This window comes from Aeromonas sp. Y318-3 (assembly GCF_027706185.1).
Lineage (GTDB): Bacteria > Pseudomonadota > Gammaproteobacteria > Enterobacterales > Aeromonadaceae > Aeromonas > Aeromonas veronii.
Map to the genome: position 1 here is coordinate 363,073 of NZ_JAPDCN010000001.1, position 20,512 is coordinate 383,584.

General features: G+C 60.4%; 18 protein-coding genes. 10 read left to right on the forward strand and 8 right to left on the reverse strand.

Annotated features, from left to right (window positions below; translation table 11 throughout):
• Positions 1-62 precede the first annotated feature (62 nt).
• The 3 genes from OKB77_RS01745 to OKB77_RS01755 all read left to right on the forward strand — a co-directional run bounded on the left by OKB77_RS01745 (position 63) and on the right by OKB77_RS01755 (position 2,554).
• Positions 63-1,547 (forward strand): L,D-transpeptidase family protein, encoded by a 1,485-nt coding sequence (locus OKB77_RS01745; RefSeq protein ID WP_216978243.1) that lies wholly within the window; start codon positions 63-65, stop codon positions 1,545-1,547.
• A gap of 162 nt (positions 1,548-1,709) precedes the next feature.
• The gene (locus OKB77_RS01750) at positions 1,710-2,255 is read left to right on the forward strand and encodes a DUF882 domain-containing protein (RefSeq protein WP_005338458.1); all 546 of its coding nucleotides are present in this window, start codon (positions 1,710-1,712) and stop codon (positions 2,253-2,255) included.
• Between the two features lie 47 nt (positions 2,256-2,302).
• The gene (locus OKB77_RS01755) at positions 2,303-2,554 is read left to right on the forward strand and encodes a lipoprotein (RefSeq protein ID WP_005338457.1); all 252 of its coding nucleotides are present in this window, start codon (positions 2,303-2,305) and stop codon (positions 2,552-2,554) included.
• An 85-nt stretch (positions 2,555-2,639) separates the two neighbouring features.
• On the opposite strand, the gene OKB77_RS01760 is transcribed toward OKB77_RS01755, so the two are convergent.
• Together OKB77_RS01760 and cysZ are read right to left on the reverse strand one after the other, a co-directional pair.
• The gene (locus OKB77_RS01760; RefSeq protein WP_005338456.1) at positions 2,640-3,254 is read right to left on the reverse strand and encodes a trimeric intracellular cation channel family protein; all 615 of its coding nucleotides are present in this window, start codon (positions 3,252-3,254) and stop codon (positions 2,640-2,642) included.
• A 146-nt stretch (positions 3,255-3,400) separates the two neighbouring features.
• The gene (cysZ, locus tag OKB77_RS01765; RefSeq protein ID WP_236368022.1) at positions 3,401-4,165 is read right to left on the reverse strand and encodes a sulfate transporter CysZ; all 765 of its coding nucleotides are present in this window, start codon (positions 4,163-4,165) and stop codon (positions 3,401-3,403) included.
• A gap of 213 nt (positions 4,166-4,378) precedes the next feature.
• On the opposite strand from cysZ, the gene OKB77_RS01770 reads away from it, so the two are divergent.
• The 3 genes from OKB77_RS01770 to ligA all read left to right on the forward strand — a co-directional run bounded on the left by OKB77_RS01770 (position 4,379) and on the right by ligA (position 11,044).
• Complete coding sequence (locus tag OKB77_RS01770; protein ID WP_270816841.1) at positions 4,379-7,753, forward strand: AAA family ATPase; 3,375 nt, start codon at positions 4,379-4,381, stop codon at positions 7,751-7,753.
• A 15-nt stretch (positions 7,754-7,768) separates the two neighbouring features.
• Complete coding sequence (gene zipA / locus OKB77_RS01775) at positions 7,769-8,938, forward strand: cell division protein ZipA (RefSeq protein ID WP_040066671.1); 1,170 nt, start codon at positions 7,769-7,771, stop codon at positions 8,936-8,938.
• Positions 8,939-9,037: 99 nt separating this feature from the next.
• Entirely contained in the window at positions 9,038-11,044 is a 2,007-nt protein-coding gene (gene ligA, locus OKB77_RS01780; RefSeq protein ID WP_270816842.1) for an NAD-dependent DNA ligase LigA, read from the forward strand.
• 81 nt (positions 11,045-11,125) lie between these two features.
• Here the strand turns inward: ligA and OKB77_RS01785 are convergent, their stop codons facing one another.
• On the reverse strand, positions 11,126-12,100 hold the full coding sequence (locus tag OKB77_RS01785) for an ABC transporter substrate-binding protein (RefSeq protein WP_064337044.1): 975 nt from the start codon (positions 12,098-12,100) through the stop codon (positions 11,126-11,128).
• A gap of 445 nt (positions 12,101-12,545) precedes the next feature.
• Between OKB77_RS01785 and nrdD the strand changes: the two genes are divergently transcribed.
• From nrdD to OKB77_RS01805, 4 genes are all read left to right on the forward strand, one after another.
• Positions 12,546-14,663 carry an anaerobic ribonucleoside-triphosphate reductase gene (gene nrdD, locus OKB77_RS01790; protein ID WP_151286702.1) on the forward strand — a complete coding sequence of 706 codons (2,118 nt, stop codon included), beginning with the start codon at positions 12,546-12,548 and terminating at the stop codon, positions 14,661-14,663.
• A 100-nt stretch (positions 14,664-14,763) separates the two neighbouring features.
• Positions 14,764-15,273: an anaerobic ribonucleoside-triphosphate reductase-activating protein gene (nrdG, locus tag OKB77_RS01795; RefSeq protein ID WP_150390407.1), complete on the forward strand. Its 510-nt coding sequence runs from the start codon at positions 14,764-14,766 to the stop codon at positions 15,271-15,273.
• 64 nt (positions 15,274-15,337) lie between these two features.
• The gene (locus OKB77_RS01800; RefSeq protein ID WP_005338440.1) at positions 15,338-15,508 is read left to right on the forward strand and encodes a YqaE/Pmp3 family membrane protein; all 171 of its coding nucleotides are present in this window, start codon (positions 15,338-15,340) and stop codon (positions 15,506-15,508) included.
• A 176-nt stretch (positions 15,509-15,684) separates the two neighbouring features.
• Entirely contained in the window at positions 15,685-16,077 is a 393-nt protein-coding gene (locus OKB77_RS01805) for a TonB family protein (protein ID WP_270816843.1), read from the forward strand.
• A 56-nt stretch (positions 16,078-16,133) separates the two neighbouring features.
• Here OKB77_RS01805 and OKB77_RS01810 read toward each other — a convergent pair whose 3' ends face one another.
• From OKB77_RS01810 to OKB77_RS01830, 5 genes are all read right to left on the reverse strand, one after another.
• Complete coding sequence (locus OKB77_RS01810) at positions 16,134-16,490, reverse strand: MliC family protein (protein WP_005349873.1); 357 nt, start codon at positions 16,488-16,490, stop codon at positions 16,134-16,136.
• 143 nt (positions 16,491-16,633) lie between these two features.
• Entirely contained in the window at positions 16,634-17,362 is a 729-nt protein-coding gene (locus tag OKB77_RS01815) for a substrate-binding periplasmic protein (protein WP_236268053.1), read from the reverse strand.
• Positions 17,363-17,573: 211 nt separating this feature from the next.
• A complete protein-coding gene (locus tag OKB77_RS01820; RefSeq protein ID WP_270816844.1) occupies positions 17,574-18,671 on the reverse strand; it encodes a DUF2955 domain-containing protein in 1,098 nt (365 codons plus the stop codon).
• Positions 18,661-19,716, reverse strand: coding sequence for an HlyD family secretion protein (locus OKB77_RS01825; RefSeq protein ID WP_043818894.1), 1,056 nt, complete (start codon positions 19,714-19,716; stop codon positions 18,661-18,663). Before OKB77_RS01825 ends, OKB77_RS01820 begins: the two co-directional genes overlap by 11 nt.
• A 1-nt stretch (position 19,717) precedes the next feature.
• Positions 19,718-20,230, reverse strand: coding sequence for a MarR family transcriptional regulator (locus OKB77_RS01830; RefSeq protein ID WP_064337040.1), 513 nt, complete (start codon positions 20,228-20,230; stop codon positions 19,718-19,720).
• Between the last annotated feature and the right edge of the window lie 282 nt (positions 20,231-20,512).

Below are 20,512 nucleotides of genomic sequence, written 5' to 3' on the forward strand. Positions count from 1 at the left end.
GGCCTGAGCATCGGGTCTGCTTGTCAGGCCTGACAGAGTGAACAAACCGTTTTGAGGTACCCATGGGGATGAAGTATTGGCTGGCCCTTGCCAATCTGGTGTGGCTGGGATGTTTGCCCGCTGGCGCGGTACATGCGACCGAAGCACAAGTTGTGGTGGCGGCCAGTGAAACCGGACACGACTGGTATCAGGGCAGTCAGGCCGAACAGGCCCGTGTCGAGCTGGAGCAGCAGTTGCAAGAGGCTGTGCTTGCCCAGCTGCACCCCGATTTTTTCACGCTGTGGAAGCGCCTGCAGGCCACCCATACAGACAAGCGTGGTGCCATCTATGACGACATTTTTACCAAGCTGAGCCGTTTCCAGCACGCCTGGCGGGGGATGGATCTGGTCTCTCGCGAGCAGATGAAGACCCTTAAGCTCGATTTGAACCGCCCTGTGGTGACCCAACCCAGCGATGATGACCTGCTCACCCAAGTGAAATCTCTGCGCCCCCAGGTGGCGGAATACGAGGCGGTGCGGGCCAAAGTGCACAAACTGCTGGCAATGCCGATGGCCAGCAAGTGGCCGACCCTCGATATGCCAACCCTGCGTGCCGGAGAGCGCTCCACCGAGCTTGGCCAGATCCGCGCCATGCTCAACGAGCTGGGCGACAGCGCCCCGAGCCATGGTGATCAGATTTACGATGGTGATACCGAGCAGGCCATCAAGCAGTTCCAGCGTCGTCACGGTCTCACCGCGGACGGCATTATCGGCCGTCAGACCCGCTCCTGGCTCAATACCGGCCCGCAAGTGCGCGCCAGCCTGCTGCTGCGTAACCTGTGGCGTCGCGATCTGGTGGATCAACTCGCCGGTGGCCGCTACGTGCTGGTCAATATTCCTGACTACCGCCTGAGTGTGGTGGAGTCCGGCAACGAGGTGTTTACCAGCAGGGTCATCGTCGGCAAGGAGCAGCGGGCCACCCCCATTCTGGCCAGCGAAATTCGCTCCATCGTGCTCAATCCTTCCTGGCATGTGCCGCGCTCGATCCTGAGCAAGGACATCCTGCCCAAGCTGGGTCGCGATCCCGCGTACCTGAGTCGCGAGCAGTTCGAGGTGATCGACAGCGAGGGCAATCCGGTCCAGTTCACCGAAGAGGGGTGGCATCAGGCGCTGGCCGCCGGTTTCCCCTATCGCCTGCGGCAAAAGCCGGGGGATCACAATGCCCTAGGGCGCTACAAGTTCTACCTGCCCAACAATGACGCCATCTATCTGCACTCCACCCCGCGCAAGGCGCTGTTCGAACAGGGGGCGCGCGCCTTCAGCTCGGGCTGCATCCGGGTGGAACATGCGGACGATCTGGCCGAGCTGTTGTTGGCGGACTCCCGCTATCAGCCGGACAAGGTGGCCAATATCCTCAAGGAGAGCCAGACCAAATGGTTGCCGCTCACCACGCCGATCCCGGTCTTTACCGTCTACTGGAGCAGCTGGATCGACGAAAATGGTCGCCAGCAATTGCGTAACGACATCTACGGATTTGATCGGGTCAGCTTCCAGAGCCGCCTGCTGTGATCCCTGCCACAGAGTGAAAAGCCCGGCCTGTGCCGGGCTTTTCTGTGGGCGATTGAGGTTTGACAGGCCCCCCCGCCGGAGGGTAGTTTCAAGCGCCTGTATGACATTCACTCAGTGAGCTTATTCACCTTTTCGCTTGAATCTGCGATGGACGAACCCCTTATGCTGGAACAAGAGATAAGTCGACGTCGCCTGTTGTTGGGAGCCGGTTGCCTGCTGGGCAGCTCGCTGATCTCCTTCCCTGCACTGGCCAGCCGCAGTACCACCGGGCGTGAACTCAGTTTCTTCAATCTCAATACCGGCGAGCGGGTGCGTGCCAGCTATTGGGAGAATGGCCACTATCTGAGCGACGGGTTGGCCGAGCTCAACCACATCTTCCGCGATTACCGGCGCAATGAAGTGTTCAACATCGACAAGAAGCTGTTTGATCAGCTGTTCCTGTTGCAGCACAAGTTGGGTCGGCGCAGCGAAATCCAGCTGATCTCCGGCTATCGCGCCCCGGCAACCAATCGTCAGAAGCGCCACAAGAGCCGCGGTGTGGCCAAGCACAGCTACCACACCCTGGGGCAGGCGGTGGATGTGCGGATCCCCGGCGTACAGCTGGCCCATCTGCGCAAGGCGGCGCTCCAGCTCAAGGTGGGTGGGGTTGGTTACTATCCCCGTGATAACTTCGTTCACCTCGATACCGGCCCGGTGCGCAGCTGGTAAAGGGGTTGGCAAACTGCCAAGCTCTTCCCACCAGAGAGGAGATTGCGATGAAAAAGATAGTGATTGGCGGCCTGATCGCCCTGTTGTTGACCGGTTGCAGCAAGCTCAACCGTGAAAATTACGACCAGTTGAAGATGGGGATGAGCTACGCCGAGGCCAGCACCATTCTGGGCAAGGCGGAGCGTTGTGATGATGCCTTGGGCACTACCAGCTGCCTCTGGGGCGGGGAAGGGAAGAACATCAAGATCCGCTTTATCGCCGACAAGGCGACCTTCTTCAGCTCGGAAGGGATTAACTGAGTCGCAGAACGTCCATGAAAAAAGCGCCACTCGGGCGCTTTTTTGTTGCTCGCAATCCAACCTGCTTCGCCAGAAGCTGGCGTACTCAATGGGTCGCGTACTGGTAGTTGAAAGTGGGCAGACCCCACTTGAAGCGTACAGCCAGCAGCCGCAGCACAAAGCCGATCCCGATGGAACCGAACGCTGCCCAGTTGGTGGGCAAGCCCTGATCCAGCGCCAGACAGTAGAGGGCTGCGGTGATCAGCGAAATGGCCGCATAGAGCTCGCGACGAAACACCAGCGGAATCCGCTGACAGAGCAGATCCCGCAGCACCCCGCCAAAGACCCCGGTCACTACCGCCATGATGCAGGCAATACCGGCGCCGTGGCCCATATCCAGCGCCCGGGCCGCACCGAAGATGGAGAAGACCACCAGTCCCAGGGCATCAAGGGCCATGAACAGCTTGCCGAGGTAGCGCATCAGGGGGGCGGAGACCACACCTGCCATCGCAGCTGCGGCAACCAGCAGCACGTATTCCGGATGTTCAATCCAGAGCAGCGGATAGTGGCCGAGCAGCACATCGCGAATGGTGCCACCACCGATGGCCGTCGCCGAGGCGATGATCACCACACCAAACAGATCCATCCGTCGCCGACCCGCGGCCAGCGCGCCGGTCATCCCTTCGGCCACCAGGCCCACCAAGAAGAGTGCATGTAACATGAGATATCCCAGGGAACGAGAAAGGCCAGAATCCTACCAACTCGTGTCATATGGGACAAGCTATCGAATGCATGCATTAATTTAATTCATGCCAAATGCGAAAAAGGCACCGTTTCGGGTGCTTTTTTCTAATCAATGTTCAAGGGTTAGCGCCCCAACTGCTCCTGCCGGTAGTGATCGACCCACATGGCGGTGGCGCCACAGATGGCGACCGGCATCACGAAGAGGTTCACCACCGGAATGGCGGAGAAGAGGGTCACCAGAGCGCCGAAGCTGAGGCACTTGCCGCGGCGCTGCTTCAAGGCGTCACGCATGGTGATGAAGTCGATCTTGTGGTTGTCGAACGGATAATCCACATACTGGATCGCCATCATCCAGGCGCTGAACAGGAACCAGAGCACAGGCGCCAGGGTCTGGCCTACCACCGGGATCAGAAACAGGATCAGGCAGCCAATGGCCTTGGGCAGGTAATACTTCAGCTTGGTCCATTCGCGGCCGAAGGTGCGTGGCACATCCTTGACGATATCCAGCATGCCGCTGTCATTGGCGGGCTGACCGGTGAGGATCTGCTCCACCTTCTCCGCCAGCAGGCCGTTGAAGGGGGCGGCTACCCAGTTGGCAACCGAGCTGAAGATAAAGGAGAAGACCACCAGTATGGTGATGAGGGCGATGGGCCACAGCAGATAGTCCAGCCAGTCGAGCCAGGCGGGGATCTGCTGATGGAGCCAGGCGAACAGGCCGTCCAGTTGCAGCAGCAGGGCATAGAAGGCCCCGGCAAACAGCACGAAATTGACCAGCAGGGGGATCAGCACAAAGGTGCGGATGCCCGGTTGGCGAATAAGGGAAAACCCGCGCAGGAAATAGTCTGCACCGCTGATTGAATCTTTGACAATATGGGGTGATTGGCTCATGTGAGCTCCATCTATGCATGGGAGAACTGCCAGCATATTACAAACAAGCCTTTAATTTGGTAAAGTCGCCGACTATTCCTTGTTTCGTGCCGTGGCGACCAAAAATCGGGCATGAATGGGGATGATGCCTGCATATTACACACAAAGCCGGGTCTGGATTCGGTAAAGTCACCTGCCCGCATCCTCTTTATTTAGCCACTGATACAGGTCGCCATGCGTCTGAAACTGATCAAACTCGCCGGCTTCAAGTCGTTCGTCGAGCCGACCCGCATCGAACTGTCGGCAGACATGACCGCCGTGGTGGGCCCTAACGGTTGTGGCAAATCCAACGTCATCGACGCGGTGCGCTGGGTGCTGGGGGAGAGCTCCGCCCGCCATCTGCGCGGCGAGAACATGACCGATGTCATCTTTAACGGCTCCATCAATCGCAGTGCGCACGGGCGCGCCTCGGTCGAGCTGGTGTTCGACAATCCCCACAACCGGGTGCCCGGCGAGTTCGGCCGCTTTACCGAGATCTCGGTGCGCCGCGAAGTGCTGCGCGATGGCTCCAACCACTATCAGATCAACGGCCAGAAGTGCCGCCGCAAGGATGTGACCGACCTCTTCCTCGGCACCGGTCTTGGCCCCCGCAGCTACGCCATCATCGAGCAAGGCACTGTCAGCCGACTGGTGGAGTCACGTCCGGCCGATCTCAAGCTCTTTATGGAAGAGGCCGCCGGGGTTTCCCGCTACAAGGAGCGGCGCCGCGAGACCGAGCAGCGCATTCGCCACACTCAGGAGAACCTGGAGCGCCTCGGCGATATTCGCGGCGAGCTGGGTTCGCGCCTTGACCACCTCAAAGCCCAGGCCGAAACGGCCGAGCGCTACAAACAGCTCAAGAGTCGTTCGCGCGCAGCTCGCGCCGAGCTGATTGGCTCCGAGTTGTGGGCGCTGGAGACGCGCCTTGGCGAGGCTAAAACCGAACTTGCGCAGGCCGAGCAGGCGCTGGCGGCGCTCGATGCAAAGCGCATCGCCGATGAGGGGCGCCACGTCACCCTGTCGGTTGCCAGACAAGAGGCGCAAGCCGAGCAGGCGAGCCGTCAGCAACAGATTTTTCTCGGCGGGCAAGCTATCGCCCGCCTCGAACAACAGCAACTGCACCAGAGTGAACTGGGGCGCGACTGGCAGGCCCGTGCAGAGGCGCTCGGCGAGCGGATCGCCACTCGCAAGGCGCAGCTGGCCAGCCAGCAGGATCAGCTGACCGAAGGGGTATTGCGCGCCGAGCAGGAGAGCTCCCGGCTGGAGCAGTGTGAGCAGTTGCTCACCGAGCAGCAGGAGGCCCGTCAGCACGCCAGCGAGCAGCTGGAGCAGGCCCGCCTGCGCCAGCAGCAGTGGCAACAACAGTTAGCCGGGTTGCAGGGGCAGCTCAACCAGACCCGTACCCGGTTGGGTGGTTTGCAGGAGCTGCAGGCCAAGACCCGGCTGGCGCGCCTCAAGCTGGAAGATGAACGCGCAGGCCCTCTCGATACAGAGGCCGACGATCTGCAACCGGCCCTCGATGCCCTGAGTGGTGAGCTGGAGCTGACGCGGGCGGCCAATGACGAGCTGACCGAGCAGCTGGCGCAGGCTGTCGAGGCCCATGAACAACTCAAGCAGCAGCATGGCCAGCAGTTGAGCCTGCAGCGGGAGCTGGAGGCGCGGCTGGCGACCCTGGATCAGATCCTCGGCGAACAGATGGAGGGGGCGACCCTGGCCGATCGACTGCAGGTTGCCCCTGAGTGGGCACAGGCACTCGACAAGGTGCTGGGTCGCTGGCTCACCGCAACGCCGGCGGACGAGTGCAATCTGGCGCAAGAGGGGCTCTGGATTGGCCCGGCGCAACCGGCAGTTGCCGGTACGCTGGCGGCGCAACTGGGCGGCGAGCATATTCCCGCCTTCCTCAATGCCATCTGGTTGGTGGAGAGCCGAGAGGCCGCATTGGCCCGCCAGCCAAGCCTTGCGGCCGGTGAGTCGGTACTGACTCCTGCTGGCGACTGGCTGGGGCCAAACTGGGCAGATCTGGGGCAGGGCGCGGCGCTCGGCACCATGGCACTGCTCGGTGAGCGTGAGCGGTTGCATACCGAGCAGGAGAGGGTTGCCGAGGGGCTGGCACAGCTGAGCGAGCAACTTGTTGCTGCCGATGCCCGGCGCGCCCAGCTTGCCAGTGCGCAGGAGTTGTCGCAGCGAACCTTGCGCGAGCAAGAGCAGAAATGGCAACAACTGCGCGAAGCCTGGAGCCTGCAACAGGGTCAGCGGCAGGAGCGGTTGCAGCGGCTCGGTCAGCTCGGCGAAGAGCTGATCCGGCTTGATCAGGAACAGGCCGAAGAGGCAGAGCGACTGGCCAGCGCCCGTGAACAACTGGAACTCGATGAGGCGCGCCTTGCCGAGTTGCAGGAGCAGGGGGAGCCGCTGACACAAGGGTTGCAGCTCGCCCAGGAGCTGCTGACCCGCTGCGAGCGGGCGGTCGACGAGGCCCGTGTGCGCCGCGAGCAGCAACAAGCGACCTGCCAGCGTTTGCAACTGGAGTTGGGCAATCTGCGCCAACTCATTACCCTGGGCGAAGAGGAGTTGGCGAGGCTCGGGCTGGAGCTGGCCGGGCTGAAAGGGCCGGATAGCGAAGCGGTGCCGGATCTGGCGCCCCTGCTGGCCGAGCAGCGCAATCTGGAGGCGCAGCAGCTCGCCTGCCATCAACGGCTTGCGGAGCTGGAGCGCCAGCTCGGTGAGTTGGAACAGGCCAGAAGTGCCGATCACAAGCAGCTGGTGACGTTGCAGGAGAAGCTGGCAACCCTGCGCCTTGAGCGCGAACGCAACCTCACCCGTCGACAAGGGCTGCACGAGCAGTTCGAAGAGTTGGGGGTTCGACTGGTGGATCTCGATCAGGCGGTGCTGATCGCCGCTGATCGCAGCAAGCTGCGGCAGGAGATCCAGACCCTGGAGGCGCAAGTGGAGGCGCTCGGCGCCATCAACCTAGCGGCGCTGGAGGAGTACGAAGAGGCGAAAACCCGGGCAACCTATCTTGAAAATCAGTGTCAGGATCTCGAGCAAGCGCTGGAAACCTTGAGCCAAGCCATTAAAAGAATTGATAAAGAGACACAAATACGGTTCCGGGACACTTTCGATAAGGTCAACGAAGATTTAAAATCCCTGTTTCCGAAAGTGTTCGGTGGGGGCAGTGCCTGGCTTGAGCTCACCTCCGATGATCTTTTGGAGGCCGGAGTGAGCATCATGGCGAGACCTCCGGGTAAGAAGAATGCTACCATTGCCCTGCTTTCCGGGGGGGAGAAGGCGTTAACCGCGCTTGCGCTGGTTTTTGCCATCTTCAGACTCAACCCAGCACCTTTTTGTCTGCTGGATGAGGTGGATGCACCGCTCGATGAAGTGAACGTCGGTCGCTTCTGTTCTCTTGTCAAAGAGATGTCGAGCACAGTACAGTTCGTTTACATCAGTCATAATAAGGTCTCCATGGAGATGGCCGAGCAGCTGGTTGGCGTCACGATGCAAGAGCCCGGGGTTTCTCGCATTGTGTCGGTCGATATCGGTGAAGCCGTCGCTTTGGCTGAGCAAAACTAGAAAGAGAAGCAGCTAATGCAGGAATTGCGTTACATCTTGGTTGCCCTGGGCGGTATTGCTATTGCGGCATTGCTCATTCACGGGTTGTGGAGCAACAAAAAGAATCGTCAGGCACCGATCAAAGAGAAACCGATTGGACGGATGGACTCCAAGTCGCGGGATCGTGATAACGACGCCTTCGACAGCGATGGCATCGGCCAGGTACGCGTGGTCAGTGGTGGCCGTCGTGCCGAGCCCAAGCTGCGCAGTGAAGAGAGCCGCCAGCCGGAACTCGGTCGTCGCCCTGCCGTCCCCGCCTTTGATGATGAAGATGACGAGGACGATCTGCCGCCGCCCGTAGTGCGCAAGCCTGCTGCCCGCCCGGTTCCGCCGCCTCCTGTCTATGAAGAGGAGGAAGCGTTCGACGAACCGCTGCCCGAGGAGATCGACGAGGCGCCCGCCGCGCCGGTGCGTAAACCTGCTCAGGTCAATCGTCGTACCCCGGTCTACCGTTCCCGTCCCCAGCGCGAGCCCATGATGCAGTCGCTGGATGACGAGCCGCTGGTTGAGCCCGCTTACGCGACCGCTCCAACTTTTGGTGCCCGTGCAGAGACAGTCCGTACCGCCGACACCGTGCGTGCAGAACCGGTGCGTGCTCCCGAGCCGGAATATCAGCCGCAGCCCCGTCATGTGGCTCCCGAGCCTGTTTATGAAGAGCCGGCCTATGTGGCACCTGCACCTGTGGTTGAAGAGCCGCGCATGGCGCCCCAGCCGGTCGAGAAGATCTGGCAGGATGTCTATGTCATCAACCTGATGGGCCGTCCTGGTCACGACTTGCAAGGTGCGACCCTGCTCTCATCCCTGATGGCGCTGGGCTTCAAGTTTGGCGAGATGGATATTTTCCACCGTCACGAAGATCCCAACGGTAAGGGTGAAGTGCTCTTCTCCATGATCAACATGGTCAAGCCGGGTACCTTTAACCCGTACCGGATGGAGCAGTTCACCACACCGGGTGTCTCCCTGTTCATGCAACTGCCGCTGCGCAGCAATGCCGCGTTTGCCTTCGAGGATATGCTGCAGGCTGCCGATCAGTTGGCCAGCGATCTCGATGCCATGCTGACAGATATGGATCGCAGCCCGCTGAGCGACGAGACAATTGCCCGTTACCGTCACGAGCTGGCTGCCTACGAGGCCAGTCGCGACTAATACGCCATGCGGGTCGAGTGAAGAAAAAGTGCGGTACCCTGGTACCGCATTTTTGTTTCTACCCCGGCCGGATGTTCAATCACACTTCGAGACTTTTTCATGAGCGACACCCTCTCCCGCCACCGTCAATTGTGTGAACTGCTTACCGAATATGGTCACCAGTACTATGTGCTGGATAATCCGACCGTACCCGACGCTGAATACGACCGTCTGATGCGCGAGCTGATTGCGCTGGAGGCCGAGAATCCCGAGCTGAAAACACCGGCGTCACCCAGCGTGCGGGTCGGCGGTCAGCCGCTGACCGCCTTCAAACAGGTACGTCACGAGATCCCCATGCTCAGTCTGGATAACGTCTTTAGCAGCGAAGAGTTGCAGGCGTTCGAACAGCGCATGAGCGATCGCCTCAAGCGTGACGTGCGTTTCACCTTCTGCTGCGAGCCCAAGCTCGACGGTCTGGCGGTGAGCCTGCTCTATGTTAATGGTCAGCTGGTGCAGGCGGCCACCCGGGGCGATGGCGCCACTGGTGAGGAGATCACCGAGAACGTGCGCACCATCAAGGCCATTCCGCTCGCGCTGCGCGGCACTGGCTGGCCAGAGCGGCTCGAGGTGCGTGGCGAAGTCTTTATGCCCAAGGCCGGTTTTGAGGCGATGAACGCCAAGGCGCTGGCAGCGGGCGAGAAGGTGTTCGTCAACCCGCGCAACGCCGCCGCCGGCAGCCTGCGTCAACTCGATTCACGCATCACCGCCAGCCGTCCCCTGAGCTTTTACGCTTACGGTGTCGGTGTTGGCGGCGAGCTGCTCGGTGACTCTCACTTTGGTCGCCTCAACCAGCTCAAGGAGTGGGGGCTGCCGCTTAGTCCCGAGGTGAAGCTCAAAGAGGGGGCCGCCGGTTGTCAGGCGTTCCACGACGACATTCTGGCTCGCCGTGGCGAGCTCCCTTACGAGATCGACGGCGTGGTCTACAAGGTGGATGCTATCGCTCTGCAAGAGGAGCTCGGCTTTGTGGCCCGCGCCCCGCGCTGGGCGACCGCCCACAAGTTCCCGGCGCAAGAAGAGATGACAGAGCTTGAGAACGTCGAGTTTCAGGTCGGCCGCACCGGCGCCGTGACCCCGGTCGCCAAGCTTAAACCTGTGTTTGTCGGCGGCGTGACTGTCTCCAATGCCACTCTGCACAATGCTGATGAAATTGAACGTCTCGGCGTGATGATTGGCGATACGGTGATCGTGCGCCGGGCGGGGGATGTGATCCCGCAGATCGTCGCTGTGGTGGAGGCACAGCGCCCAAGCGACGCCCGCGCGATCCTCTTCCCGACCGAGTGTCCGGTGTGTGGCTCTGCGGTCGAGCGGCTGGAAGGGGAAGCTGTTGCCCGCTGCTCCGGTGGCCTGTTCTGCGAGGCGCAGCGCAAGGAGGCGATCAAGCACTTCGCCGCCCGTCGCGCCATGGATGTGGACGGCCTTGGCGACAAGATTGTCGAGCAGTTGGTGGACAAGGGGCTGGTGAAGACTCCCGCCGATCTGTTTAGCCTCAACGCCATCCAGCTGGCCGGTCTTGAGCGGATGGGGCAAAAATCGGCCCTCAATCTGGTAGCCGCCATCGATGCGGCGCGCAGTACCACCTTGCCGCGCTTCCTGTTTGCTCTGGGGATCCGCGAAGTGGGGGAGGCGACTGCGCTCAACCTTGCCAACCACTTCCTCACCCTGGATGCACTGCGCGCAGCATCGGTGGAGCAACTGCTCGAAGTGGCCGATGTGGGCGATGTAGTGGCCAAGCATGTCTACTACTTCTTGCGTCAGCCCCACAACGTGGAGGTGCTGGAGGCCTTGCTGGCTGCCGGCATCCACTGGCCGGCCATCGAGAAGAAAGAGGCCGCGGAGCAACCCTTTGCCGGCAAGACCTTCGTGCTGACCGGTACGCTGACCACCTTGTCGCGCAACGACGCCAAGGCGGCGCTGCAGGCCCTGGGAGCCAAGGTGGCGGGTTCGGTATCTGCCAAGACCGATGTGCTGGTCGCGGGGGAAGCGGCCGGTTCCAAGCTGACCAAGGCGCAGGAGCTCGGCATTACCATCTGGACCGAAGAGGAGCTGCAACATGCGTTGCAAGGCTGATAGCTCTCACCAAACCTGCTAACCGCAGCACCCGATATAAGAGAACCCGGCATGGCCGGGTTCTCTTTTTTGTTTCGGCGGTCACTCACGCCAGAGGATCTTGTGGCGCCATTTGTCGGGCACGGTGAGCTGCCAGCGGGCCAGTTCGCTCTTGCTGAAGACATATTCGCCGCGCAGGGCCGCTCGCGGGGAGATGGTACGGGGCAGGGTGCCCGCCAGAATGGTATTGATGAGGCTGGCTGCCTGTATCCCCTGATCGTGGCCGTCCAGCACCAGCCCGCCGATGGCCATCCCCTTGCCGACGGTAAACTCCCAGAAACAGAAGAGCGGCACCGGCGTGTTGGCGCTGGTCCACTCCAGCACCGTCTTTTCGCTCACATGCTTGCCATTGTCATCGACCAGCGTGTGGTAGAGGCCGAGGAAGATCGCCTGATAGCCGTTCTTCTTGGCGTTGAGCACTGCCTCCTGCCATAGGCTGTAATCCCCCATCAGCTGGCTGTTGATCCGGGTCTGACCGACCCGCAGCTCGGTCTGGGTCTTGAATTCATCCTCAATGGCAGTGAGGGCCACATTGCTGGAATCAAACAGCACCAGCGCCTTGTCGAGCCCCCCCATCATCTGGCTTATTTCGCTGATGTTGCGCTTGAGCAGGGGGCGCTCCAGCACGCCGGTGATCTTGGGGTGGCCGACAAAGCCCTTGAGGCGGGGATTCTCGTTCATGCCGAGAAAGACCACCGGGGTACCCAGCGAGGCGATCTCGTTGGCCAGATAGTTGATGGCGTTGTCATCCCCCAGTACCACTAAATCCGGTTTGCTCTTGAGATAAAAGGCGATGGCTTGCTGGGCTATTTCGTCGAACTTCTCCCGTGGATGGCGTTTGGTATCCATATAGAAGTGAGTGATCTTGTGCTCACCCTGCAAACCATCGAGCAGCCCTTTGTTGTAGCTTTGGTCCCACAGGTATTCGGGATGGTAGCTGCTGATCACCAGAATGTTGGCAGCCCAGAGCGGCAGTGAGAGGGTGGATAACAGTAGCAACAGCATGGAGGTGCGCATGGGTTGTCCCTTGTCGAGGGGGAGAGAGTTCTTGTTCAGTATGGGCGGTTTTGGTTGGCGCTGTCATCTCGAAACCGGCGCGGTGGGGGGCGATTTTTTTTCGGGTGGGCGGATCGGACGCCAGCCCGCACTCTGCCTGAGATTGGATTTGAACGGGGCTCTTTTTGGTTGGTCGTGAACTGTCCCGCTCGCTGAAAAACCTGTTCTGGATCAAGAAATGAGGCTGCGCTTTGGTGCCTAATAGACACCACATATAGGGACGCATTCGTTTTTAATCCCTATATGTTGTGTTATTAAGCTGTGTATAAGCTGTTCCTCTCCTATCTTCAGCCCAGGCTTGTCAAGCCTCGGCTGAATTTATTTGCGTCCAGGACGAGATGCCGGGAGGGGGGCCCAACAAGGGTGAGCCAGAGGCAAATGCCTGGCCTTTTAACGGGGAAAATTCATGAAACCGGTTGTGATCAAACGTGACGGATGTCGCGCACCATTCAATGCCCAGCTGATTGCAGAGGCGGTCAGCCGTGCGGCGGAAGCGGTCAATCAGGCCAATCCGGCACTCGCCTCCCGCATTGCCAATGCCGTGAGTCAGGAGCTGGAAGGGCGTGGTGAAGTTGATATCCACGAGATCCAGAACCGGGTCGAAAACCACCTGATGGCTTCCGACGACAAGGCCATCGCCCGTGCCTATATCGAATATCGTCACGACAGGGATCAGGCTCGCGAGGCGCGCGGCCGTCTGGCGCAGGAGATCCGCGGTCTGGTCGAGCAGACCAACGCTGCCCTGCTCAACGAGAATGCCAACAAAGACTCCAAGGTGATCCCGACCCAGCGCGACTTGCTGGCCGGTATCGTCGCCAAGCACTATGCCACCAGCCACATGCTGCCCCGTGATGTGGTTCAGGCTCATGAGAGCGGTGATCTGCATTTCCACGATCTCGATTACTCACCTTTCTTCCCGATGTTCAACTGCATGTTGATCGATCTGAAAGGGATGCTGACCCACGGCTTCAAGATGGGCAATGCGGAGATCGATACCCCGAAATCCATCAGCACCGCCACGGCCGTGACCGCCCAGATCATCGCCCAGGTGGCGAGCCACATCTATGGCGGCACCACCATCAACCGCATCGATGAAGTGCTGGCCCCCTATGTGACCATCAGCTGGCAGAAACACCGTGAAGTGGCCGAAGAGTGGGGCATTGCCGATGTGGAAGCCTACGCCATGGCTCGCACCGAGAAAGAGTGCTACGACGCATTCCAGTCACTGGAGTACGAAGTCAATACCCTGCACACCGCCAACGGTCAGACGCCGTTCGTCACCTTCGGCTTTGGCTTGGGGGACAGCTGGGAGTCGCGGATGATCCAGCGCGCCATCCTCAGCAACCGTATCGCTGGCCTTGGCAAGAACAAGAAGACTGCCGTGTTCCCGAAACTGGTGTTCGCCATCAAGGATGGCCTTAACCACAAGCAGGGCGATCCCAACTACGACATCAAGCAGCTGGCGCTGGAGTGTGCCTCCAAGCGGATGTATCCGGACATCCTCAACTACGACCAGGTCGTGAAAGTGACCGGCTCCTTCAAGACCCCCATGGGTTGCCGCTCCTTCCTCGGTGCCTACGAGGAGAATGGCGAGCTGATCCACGAAGGTCGCAACAACCTGGGTGTGGTGAGCCTCAACCTGCCGCGCATTGCCCTGAAATCCCGTGACGAAGCGGACTTCTGGGATCGTCTCGATGCCTCCCTGCGGGTCGCCAAGAAGGCGCTGATGTACCGCATCACCCGTCTGGACGGGGTGAAAGCACGGGTTGCACCGATCCTCTATATGGAAGGGGCTTGCGGCGTGCGGCTGAAGGCGGACGACAACGTCAGCGAGATCTTCAAGAACGGTCGTGCCTCCATTTCCCTCGGTTATATCGGGGTTCACGAGACCATCAACGCCCTGTTTGGTGACAAGCTTCACCTGTTTGACAGCACCGAGCTGCAACAGAAAGCCATCGCCATCATCGCCCGTCTCAGGGCAGCCATTGATGAGTGGAAAGAGGAGACTGGCTACGGCTTCAGCCTCTACTCCACCCCGAGCGAGAACCTCTGCACCCGTTTCTGCCGCATCGACGCCAAAGAGTTTGGCGTGGTATCCGGCGTGACCGACAAGGGCTACTACACCAACAGCTTCCACCTCGATGTGGAGAAGCAGGTCAACCCGTACGACAAGCTGGACTTCGAGGCGCCCTATCCGCCCATCGCCAGTGGCGGCTTCATCTGCTACGGCGAATACCCCAACATCCAGCACAACCTGGAAGCGCTCGAAAACGTCTGGGATTACAGCTATGACAAGGTGCCTTACTACGGTACCAACACCCCCATCGACGAGTGCTACGACTGCGGCTTTACCGGCGAATTCGAGTGCACCTCCAAGGGCTTTACCTGCCCGCGCTGCGGTAACCATGACCCGGCCAAGGTGTCGGTGACCCGCCGTGTCTGCGGCTACCTCGGCAGCCCCGATGCGCGCCCCTTCAATGCGGGCAAGCAGGAAGAGGTGAAGCGCCGCGTCAAACATATGTAAGCGCACAAGCGATGAAGAGCTGGCCCCTGACGCAAGGGGCCATTTTCATTGGAGGGCGGCAACTATGCCGCCTTCCCGTGAACGAGGCAGGAAACAAACGATGCACTACCACCAATACTACCCGGTTGATGTGATCAACGGCCCCGGCACCCGTGCCACTCTGTTTGTCTCCGGTTGCGAGCACCAGTGCCCGGGTTGCTACAACCAGAGCACTTGGCGGCTCGATGGCGGCAAGCCGTTCGATGAGACGATGAGCGATCGCATCATTGCGGATCTCAACGACAGCCGCATCAAACGGCGAGGTCTGTCGCTCTCCGGCGGCGATCCGCTCCACCCGGCCAACGTGCCCCACGTGCTGGCGCTGGTGAAACGGGTGCGCGCCGAGTGTCCGGGCAAGGATATCTGGTGCTGGACCGGTTATCTGCTCGGCGAACTGTCAGAGGCCCAGCGCGAGCTGGTCGCCCTGCTGGATGTGCTGGTGGATGGCAAGTATGAAAAGGCGTTGGCAGATCCGGGCCTGCTCTGGCGTGGCAGCAGCAATCAGCAGATCCACGACCTCAACGCCTGGCGTGATGCGGGTGAGCGAATTCCCTGTCTGGTTTGCAGTTGAAGTCCGGGATGTTTATGGTTAGCCCATTCCAATCCTGACGACATTCTTGAAGAGGAGAGCCGAGATGAACAATCTGCTCAAGATCCTGCTGGCCATTTTCCTGCCCCCTGTGTGCGCGTTTATCCAGGTGGGCTTTAGCCTGCACTTTTTAATCAACATAGTGCTGACCCTGATGGGCGGTCTGCCGGGCATGGTCCATGCGCTCTGGCTGGTGGTGAGCGACAAGCGCGGCTGATGCCAGCGGATGGTTAGTGAGCTTATTGACGATAAAAGGGCCAACCTCTCGGGGTTGGCCCTTTTGTTCATGTTCATACGAATACTTTTTCGTTAGGATGGGTGACTGACCAAGTGGGCCGCGTTGAGCGCCCTGCAGTCCGGCAACAAGCACCGGCAGAGAACAAGGAGCGTTACATGAAGTGGAAAGTCGCAGTATGGTCAGGTCTGGCAGTGACACTGTTGCTGGGGTGCTCATCCCGTCAGGAGGTGGCGCACGAGCGCGCTCCGATCGCTATCCCTCTCGAGCAGTTGTCCAGCTACTGGGTTCAGGAGAAGCAGTGGTCATGGCTTGGCAATGACGAGCCCACCCTGCCGACCAAACCGGTCAAGGGATATGTGGAAGTTCGCTATCAAATCGATGCCAGCGGCACGCCGGTCAAGCCGGAAGTGGTGGCGGCCGAGCCCCCCGGCGAACTGGAACAGAGCGCGCTGGCGACCCTCTCGCGGATCCGCTACAGCCCGGCAGAGGGCAACCCGGATGCCATTCCGGTCGAGGTGACCAACCGCTTCGAGATCGAGATCAACTGATCCCCCATCACTCTGATGCCAGAGAAAGAGAGACCCCGGCCAGGCCGGGGTCACGTTTATTGTTGTTTGCAGTCGTTGTAGGCGGTCTGCCACTCGCCATCCTGATCCCGAAGCTCGACAAAGCCCTCATCCCCCTTGTTCCACCAGACGGCCTCGTGTTCGTCCGTATAGCGGGCGCCGGAGGCCGAGACGGCTTGGGGCAGGGTGTAATCCTTGCCGTCCGGCAGTGACAGCTTGATAAAGTTGAGGCTTTCGTCGGAGAGAGAGAAGTAGCGCACCTGCACCTTCTTGCCCTGCTCGCACTGGTAACTGACCGGTTCGCCACCAGTGACTGAGAGGGTATTGCCCTGATTGCAGCCAGCGAGCAGGCCGAGGGCCAGCGCACCAGCGGCCATCATATGTACTTTATTCATGATTACAGCTCCATTGGTGTCATACGGGCGTGAGCCTAACAGGTTGCCGTTATTGTGCAATCATCGCGGCCATTCGGTGCGTCGCTGGCTGTCCGGCATACCGTAGTGGGGGGAGGGGCTCGGTGTTAGCAAGGCATCCGCCATCAGTGCAAGCCAAGTCGGGTTTCAAACTGGCGGATCAGAGTCTCATAGGTGCCGTTGTTCTTGATCTTCTGCAGTCCCTGCTCGAACTGTTTGGCCAGCGCCTCCCCTTGCGGGTGGTGGCGGGAGAAGGCGAGCCAGAAGCCATCGGTGGAGAGTTTGCCAACCTTGACCACCTTGCCGGTCAGCTGTTTCTGCTGGATCTTCAGGTAGCCCGGCATGCCGTTCATCAGGATGTAGTCAACCCGGCCGCGCACCAGCATCTCGAGGATCTGGGCATCAGATTTGGCCTGAAAGCGAGTGATCCTGGGGTTCTCCATAAAATCGGTGGGATAGGTGTAACCGAGCGTGATGCCCACCCGCTTGCCTTCCAGCGAGGTGAGCTTGAGATCCCGTTGCGGTTCGCTGGCGAGGGCGAAGATGGCGAGATCCTCCTCGAACATGGGGGTGTCGTGCCAGTGGTACTGGTAGCGGTTCTCTTCGGTGATGGTAGCGTTGAAGCACCCCGCAAGTTTGCCGCTTTTCGCATCGTGCATGCAGCGGGCGAAGGGGAGGGTGCGAAACACAATCTCGATCCCTTCGGCGGCGAACACCGCCTTTACCAGCTCAGGCGCCAGTCCGTGGGGCTGGTCATCCTCATTGTCCTTGTCTCGCTCGCAGTAGGGGGCCCAGTCATCTTCGGCACCAATGACAAGCGGGGTGGCCCCGAGCGGGCTGGTAGCCAACAGCATCAGACAAACCAGCCATTTTTTTAACAACGGAACCACCATAGGTACACCTCATCGACAGCAGCCTTACAAGCATAGCCGTACTTCTGCGCTGACTTGTGGTGGCAGCAGGATTGGTGAGGGAAGTCAACGAGCGAGAGAAAAAACGCCCCGGCAGGCGACGGGGCGAAAGAGAGCTCATCCATGGGCTGACAACAGTGCTTACAACAGGAAATCAATAACCGAAGCGGGTCGCCTCGAAGCGGTTGAGCAACCGGTGGACGAGGTAGCAGGCCAGCAGGGTGACCACGATGGCAAACAGGATGCTGCTCACCCGGTAGAGGGCGCTGAACACCAGATCGTTGCCCGGGGTGAGGTACTGGCCAAACAGGATGCCGAGGGTGGTGAGGGCGCCAAAGCCGACCCCGGAGCCGCCCGCCTCCTTGACGTGCGCATGGCTGAACAGCATGGCGCCGAGCCACAGTAACGGGGCGACAAGCAGCAGTTGTCCTGACCAGTCATAGAGCAGCAGCTGGCCGAGCAGGCCGAAGGTGACACCCAGCAAGGTGCCCATCGCCCGTTTGCGGGCATAACTCAGCGCACCGTTCCAGTGCATGGGGAACAGCACCAGCAGGGTCGTGGCCTGGGCAGACATGGAGTCGCGCAGGTCAAACACCTGAAATACCAGAAACGACAGAGTAGCCACTGTGGCCCCCAGCAGGGCTTCATGGCGCATCCGGTGCGGCGCCTTGGGGGCTGAGGCGGGCTTGGGTCTGGCCTCCACATCCGGGATCAGCATGGTCATCAGGTAGGCGATCAGCACCGACAGCACGCTCGCCCAGATATTGTTGAGGATCAGGTCGTTGAGGTCGGTCTGCGGATAGCTGGCAAAGTGCAGCATGATGCTGAGGCTCAGCACCCCGTTGGCCCCGAACAGAAACAGGCTGCCCCGCGACATGGCGGCGAAGCGGTAGAGAAACAGCAGAAAGGCGATAGGGGTCATCAGCGCCGGATGGCTGCCAAACAGCCCCCCCAGCAGCCCGACCTCCACCCCACAGACCACCGCCGCCGCGATCAGCTGGCGTGCGGCATGGCCATTCATCACCGGCACCATCCCCAGCAGCAGCACCGGTGTAACCGTATAGAAGACCCCGTAATTCCAGCCAAACAGTTTGCAGAGCAGAAAGCCCGTGGTGCAGCCAAAGGCGATGCGCAGGCACTGGCGCAGCTCGTTGCCGGTGAGGGGCCGATACCAGAGGTGGGTGGCAGCAACACCGGCGGGGTGTGCTGCGGCGGTATTGACCGACGGGTGAGTGGCGTGGTTAGTAGACATAATGGAGCAGGCTGAGCAGGTGGATCTGGCCCCGTGCCAGCATGGCGGTCAGGGCATTGTCCGGCAGCAGTTGTACCGTGGCCCGCGCCCCGGCTGGCAGATGGTCGGGGAGCTGCTCCAGCTCGAGGTGCAGCCGCATCCGCTGGGCATCCCGTACCCAGCGATCCGACTCCACCGGTGCGGCCAGTCGTCCGTTGGCATCAAATTGACCGGCACTCACTCCGGCATCCAGACTGCTTACCCGAGCAGGATAGAGCTGACCCGGCTCGCCATCGAAGGCGACCAGTGCGCGGGTTTGCTCGCCAACATGGCGCAGGCTCTTCTCCCGAAAATCGGCAATGACGTCCACCTGTTCCGACACCAGCGCCAGCAGCGGGCTGCCAGCGCTGGCGATACTGCCCGGCTTGAGCTGCAAGTTGGTGATGGTGCCATCCTGATCCGCGTGGACCCGGCTGTAAGAGAGGGCCAGCTGCGCTTGCGCCAGCTTGTTACGGGCCTGGCGCAGCAACAGATTATCCTCACCGGTTACGCCACGACTGGCCTTGATCTGGGCCAATTTGGCCTGACTGGCGCGCAGGTTGGCCTGGGCGCTGCGCAGGGCGCTGTCAGCCTCATCTTTTTGTTGCAGCGAAACCATGTGACGTTGGTACAGCGCATCGATCCGCTCAGCCTCGCGCCACTTCTGGCTGGCCAGGGTCTCCTTGGCGTTGATCTCGGCAACGGCGGCGGTCAGGGCCGCATCCAGTTCACTGTTCTGCTGCTCTGCCTGCGCCAGCGCAAGGCGGGCCTGCTCCACCGCCAGTTCAAAAGGGGCCGGATCCAGCCTGAACAGCAGATCCCCCTTCTTGACCTGCTGGTTGTTGTGAACGGCGACCTCGATCACCTTGCCGCTCACCTGGGGGGCCAGCTTGGTGACCACCCGGGTCGCCATCGCCTGAGGGGTGAGGGGCATCAGCAGGTCGGCTATCAGAAAATAGGCAAACAAGGTGGCAAAGCCAGCCATGGACCATTTGATCCAGCGGGTAAATTGTTGATCCGGGGTCATCTTATTCTCTCTCTGTGTCGGTCTCGGGAGGGCTTGTATCGCCTCCGGCTTGTCGGTCGTGGTGTTGTTCAATTTTGCTGAGGGCGTTGGCCGAGATCCGCTGCACCGTGGCTTCAAACAGCTGCAGGGTCTGCTCGTCGATACCCCCCAGCAGCTCGCGGCGGATATTCATGATGCGGTCGGCGATCTGATCGAGCAGGGTCTGGCCAGCCGGGGTCACACAGACGATGCGGGCCCGCTTGTCCTGACTGCAGCAGTGGCGCTCAATCAGACCCTGCTCTTCCAGCTGGCCCAGGGTGCGCATCAGGGAGGGGAGCTCTATCTCGAGGGCTTCGGCCAGGGTCTTCTGGCTGACATGGCTCCCCATGCGGGAGAGTTTCCACAGCGCGGTCCAGCGGGGATGGGTGAGGCCAAGGGGAGCCAGCTCCAGGTCGGCGGCAGTACGCCATAGCCGGTGCATCCGCGCTATCTGCTCGGCGAGCGACAGCTCGCGCAACCTTTCCAGATCCGTCATCTTCTCATCCTCAATCTACTTAGCCTGCTAACCATCATACTTGTTTAGCAGGCTAAGTAAATAGTGTGATGTGGATCATGTTTCTGGTCGGAGCTTTCGCTGGTGCGAGTTGGCAGCATTCGAGCCCCTGATATTATTTTCGGGGCTGATCCACTCGGGGCTCTCTTGCCGATTCGGATATTGCGCCGTGAATGGAGGATATCCGGCGATTATTTTCATGAAATTTTCAGCTTCAGTGAGCAGCTCTTTTTTTATCCGCTAATATTGATGGGGTTATAAAAC

Bases quoted from the DNA above. Each gene is read 5' to 3' on its own strand.
- OKB77_RS01750 (WP_005338458.1), top strand. From the start codon at position 1,710: ATGCTGGAACAAGAGATAAGTCGACGTCGCCTGTTGTTGGGAGCCGGT.
- OKB77_RS01800 (WP_005338440.1), top strand. From the start codon at position 15,338: ATGAACAATCTGCTCAAGATCCTGCTGGCCATTTTCCTGCCCCCTGTG.
- cysZ (WP_236368022.1), bottom strand. From the start codon at position 4,165: ATGAGCCAATCACCCCATATTGTCAAAGATTCAATCAGCGGTGCAGAC.
- OKB77_RS01785 (WP_064337044.1), bottom strand. From the start codon at position 12,100: ATGCGCACCTCCATGCTGTTGCTACTGTTATCCACCCTCTCACTGCCG.
- OKB77_RS01815 (WP_236268053.1), bottom strand. From the start codon at position 17,362: ATGCTGTTGGCTACCAGCCCGCTCGGGGCCACCCCGCTTGTCATTGGT.
- OKB77_RS01830 (WP_064337040.1), bottom strand. From the start codon at position 20,230: ATGACGGATCTGGAAAGGTTGCGCGAGCTGTCGCTCGCCGAGCAGATA.
- OKB77_RS01755 (WP_005338457.1), top strand. From the start codon at position 2,303: ATGAAAAAGATAGTGATTGGCGGCCTGATCGCCCTGTTGTTGACCGGT.
- zipA (WP_040066671.1), top strand. From the start codon at position 7,769: ATGCAGGAATTGCGTTACATCTTGGTTGCCCTGGGCGGTATTGCTATT.
- nrdG (WP_150390407.1), top strand. From the start codon at position 14,764: ATGCACTACCACCAATACTACCCGGTTGATGTGATCAACGGCCCCGGC.
- OKB77_RS01805 (WP_270816843.1), top strand. From the start codon at position 15,685: ATGAAGTGGAAAGTCGCAGTATGGTCAGGTCTGGCAGTGACACTGTTG.
- OKB77_RS01760 (WP_005338456.1), bottom strand. From the start codon at position 3,254: ATGTTACATGCACTCTTCTTGGTGGGCCTGGTGGCCGAAGGGATGACC.
- OKB77_RS01825 (WP_043818894.1), bottom strand. From the start codon at position 19,716: ATGACCCCGGATCAACAATTTACCCGCTGGATCAAATGGTCCATGGCT.
- ligA (WP_270816842.1), top strand. From the start codon at position 9,038: ATGAGCGACACCCTCTCCCGCCACCGTCAATTGTGTGAACTGCTTACC.
- OKB77_RS01820 (WP_270816844.1), bottom strand. From the start codon at position 18,671: ATGTCTACTAACCACGCCACTCACCCGTCGGTCAATACCGCCGCAGCA.
- nrdD (WP_151286702.1), top strand. From the start codon at position 12,546: ATGAAACCGGTTGTGATCAAACGTGACGGATGTCGCGCACCATTCAAT.
- OKB77_RS01810 (WP_005349873.1), bottom strand. From the start codon at position 16,490: ATGAATAAAGTACATATGATGGCCGCTGGTGCGCTGGCCCTCGGCCTG.
- OKB77_RS01745 (WP_216978243.1), top strand. From the start codon at position 63: ATGGGGATGAAGTATTGGCTGGCCCTTGCCAATCTGGTGTGGCTGGGA.
- OKB77_RS01770 (WP_270816841.1), top strand. From the start codon at position 4,379: ATGCGTCTGAAACTGATCAAACTCGCCGGCTTCAAGTCGTTCGTCGAG.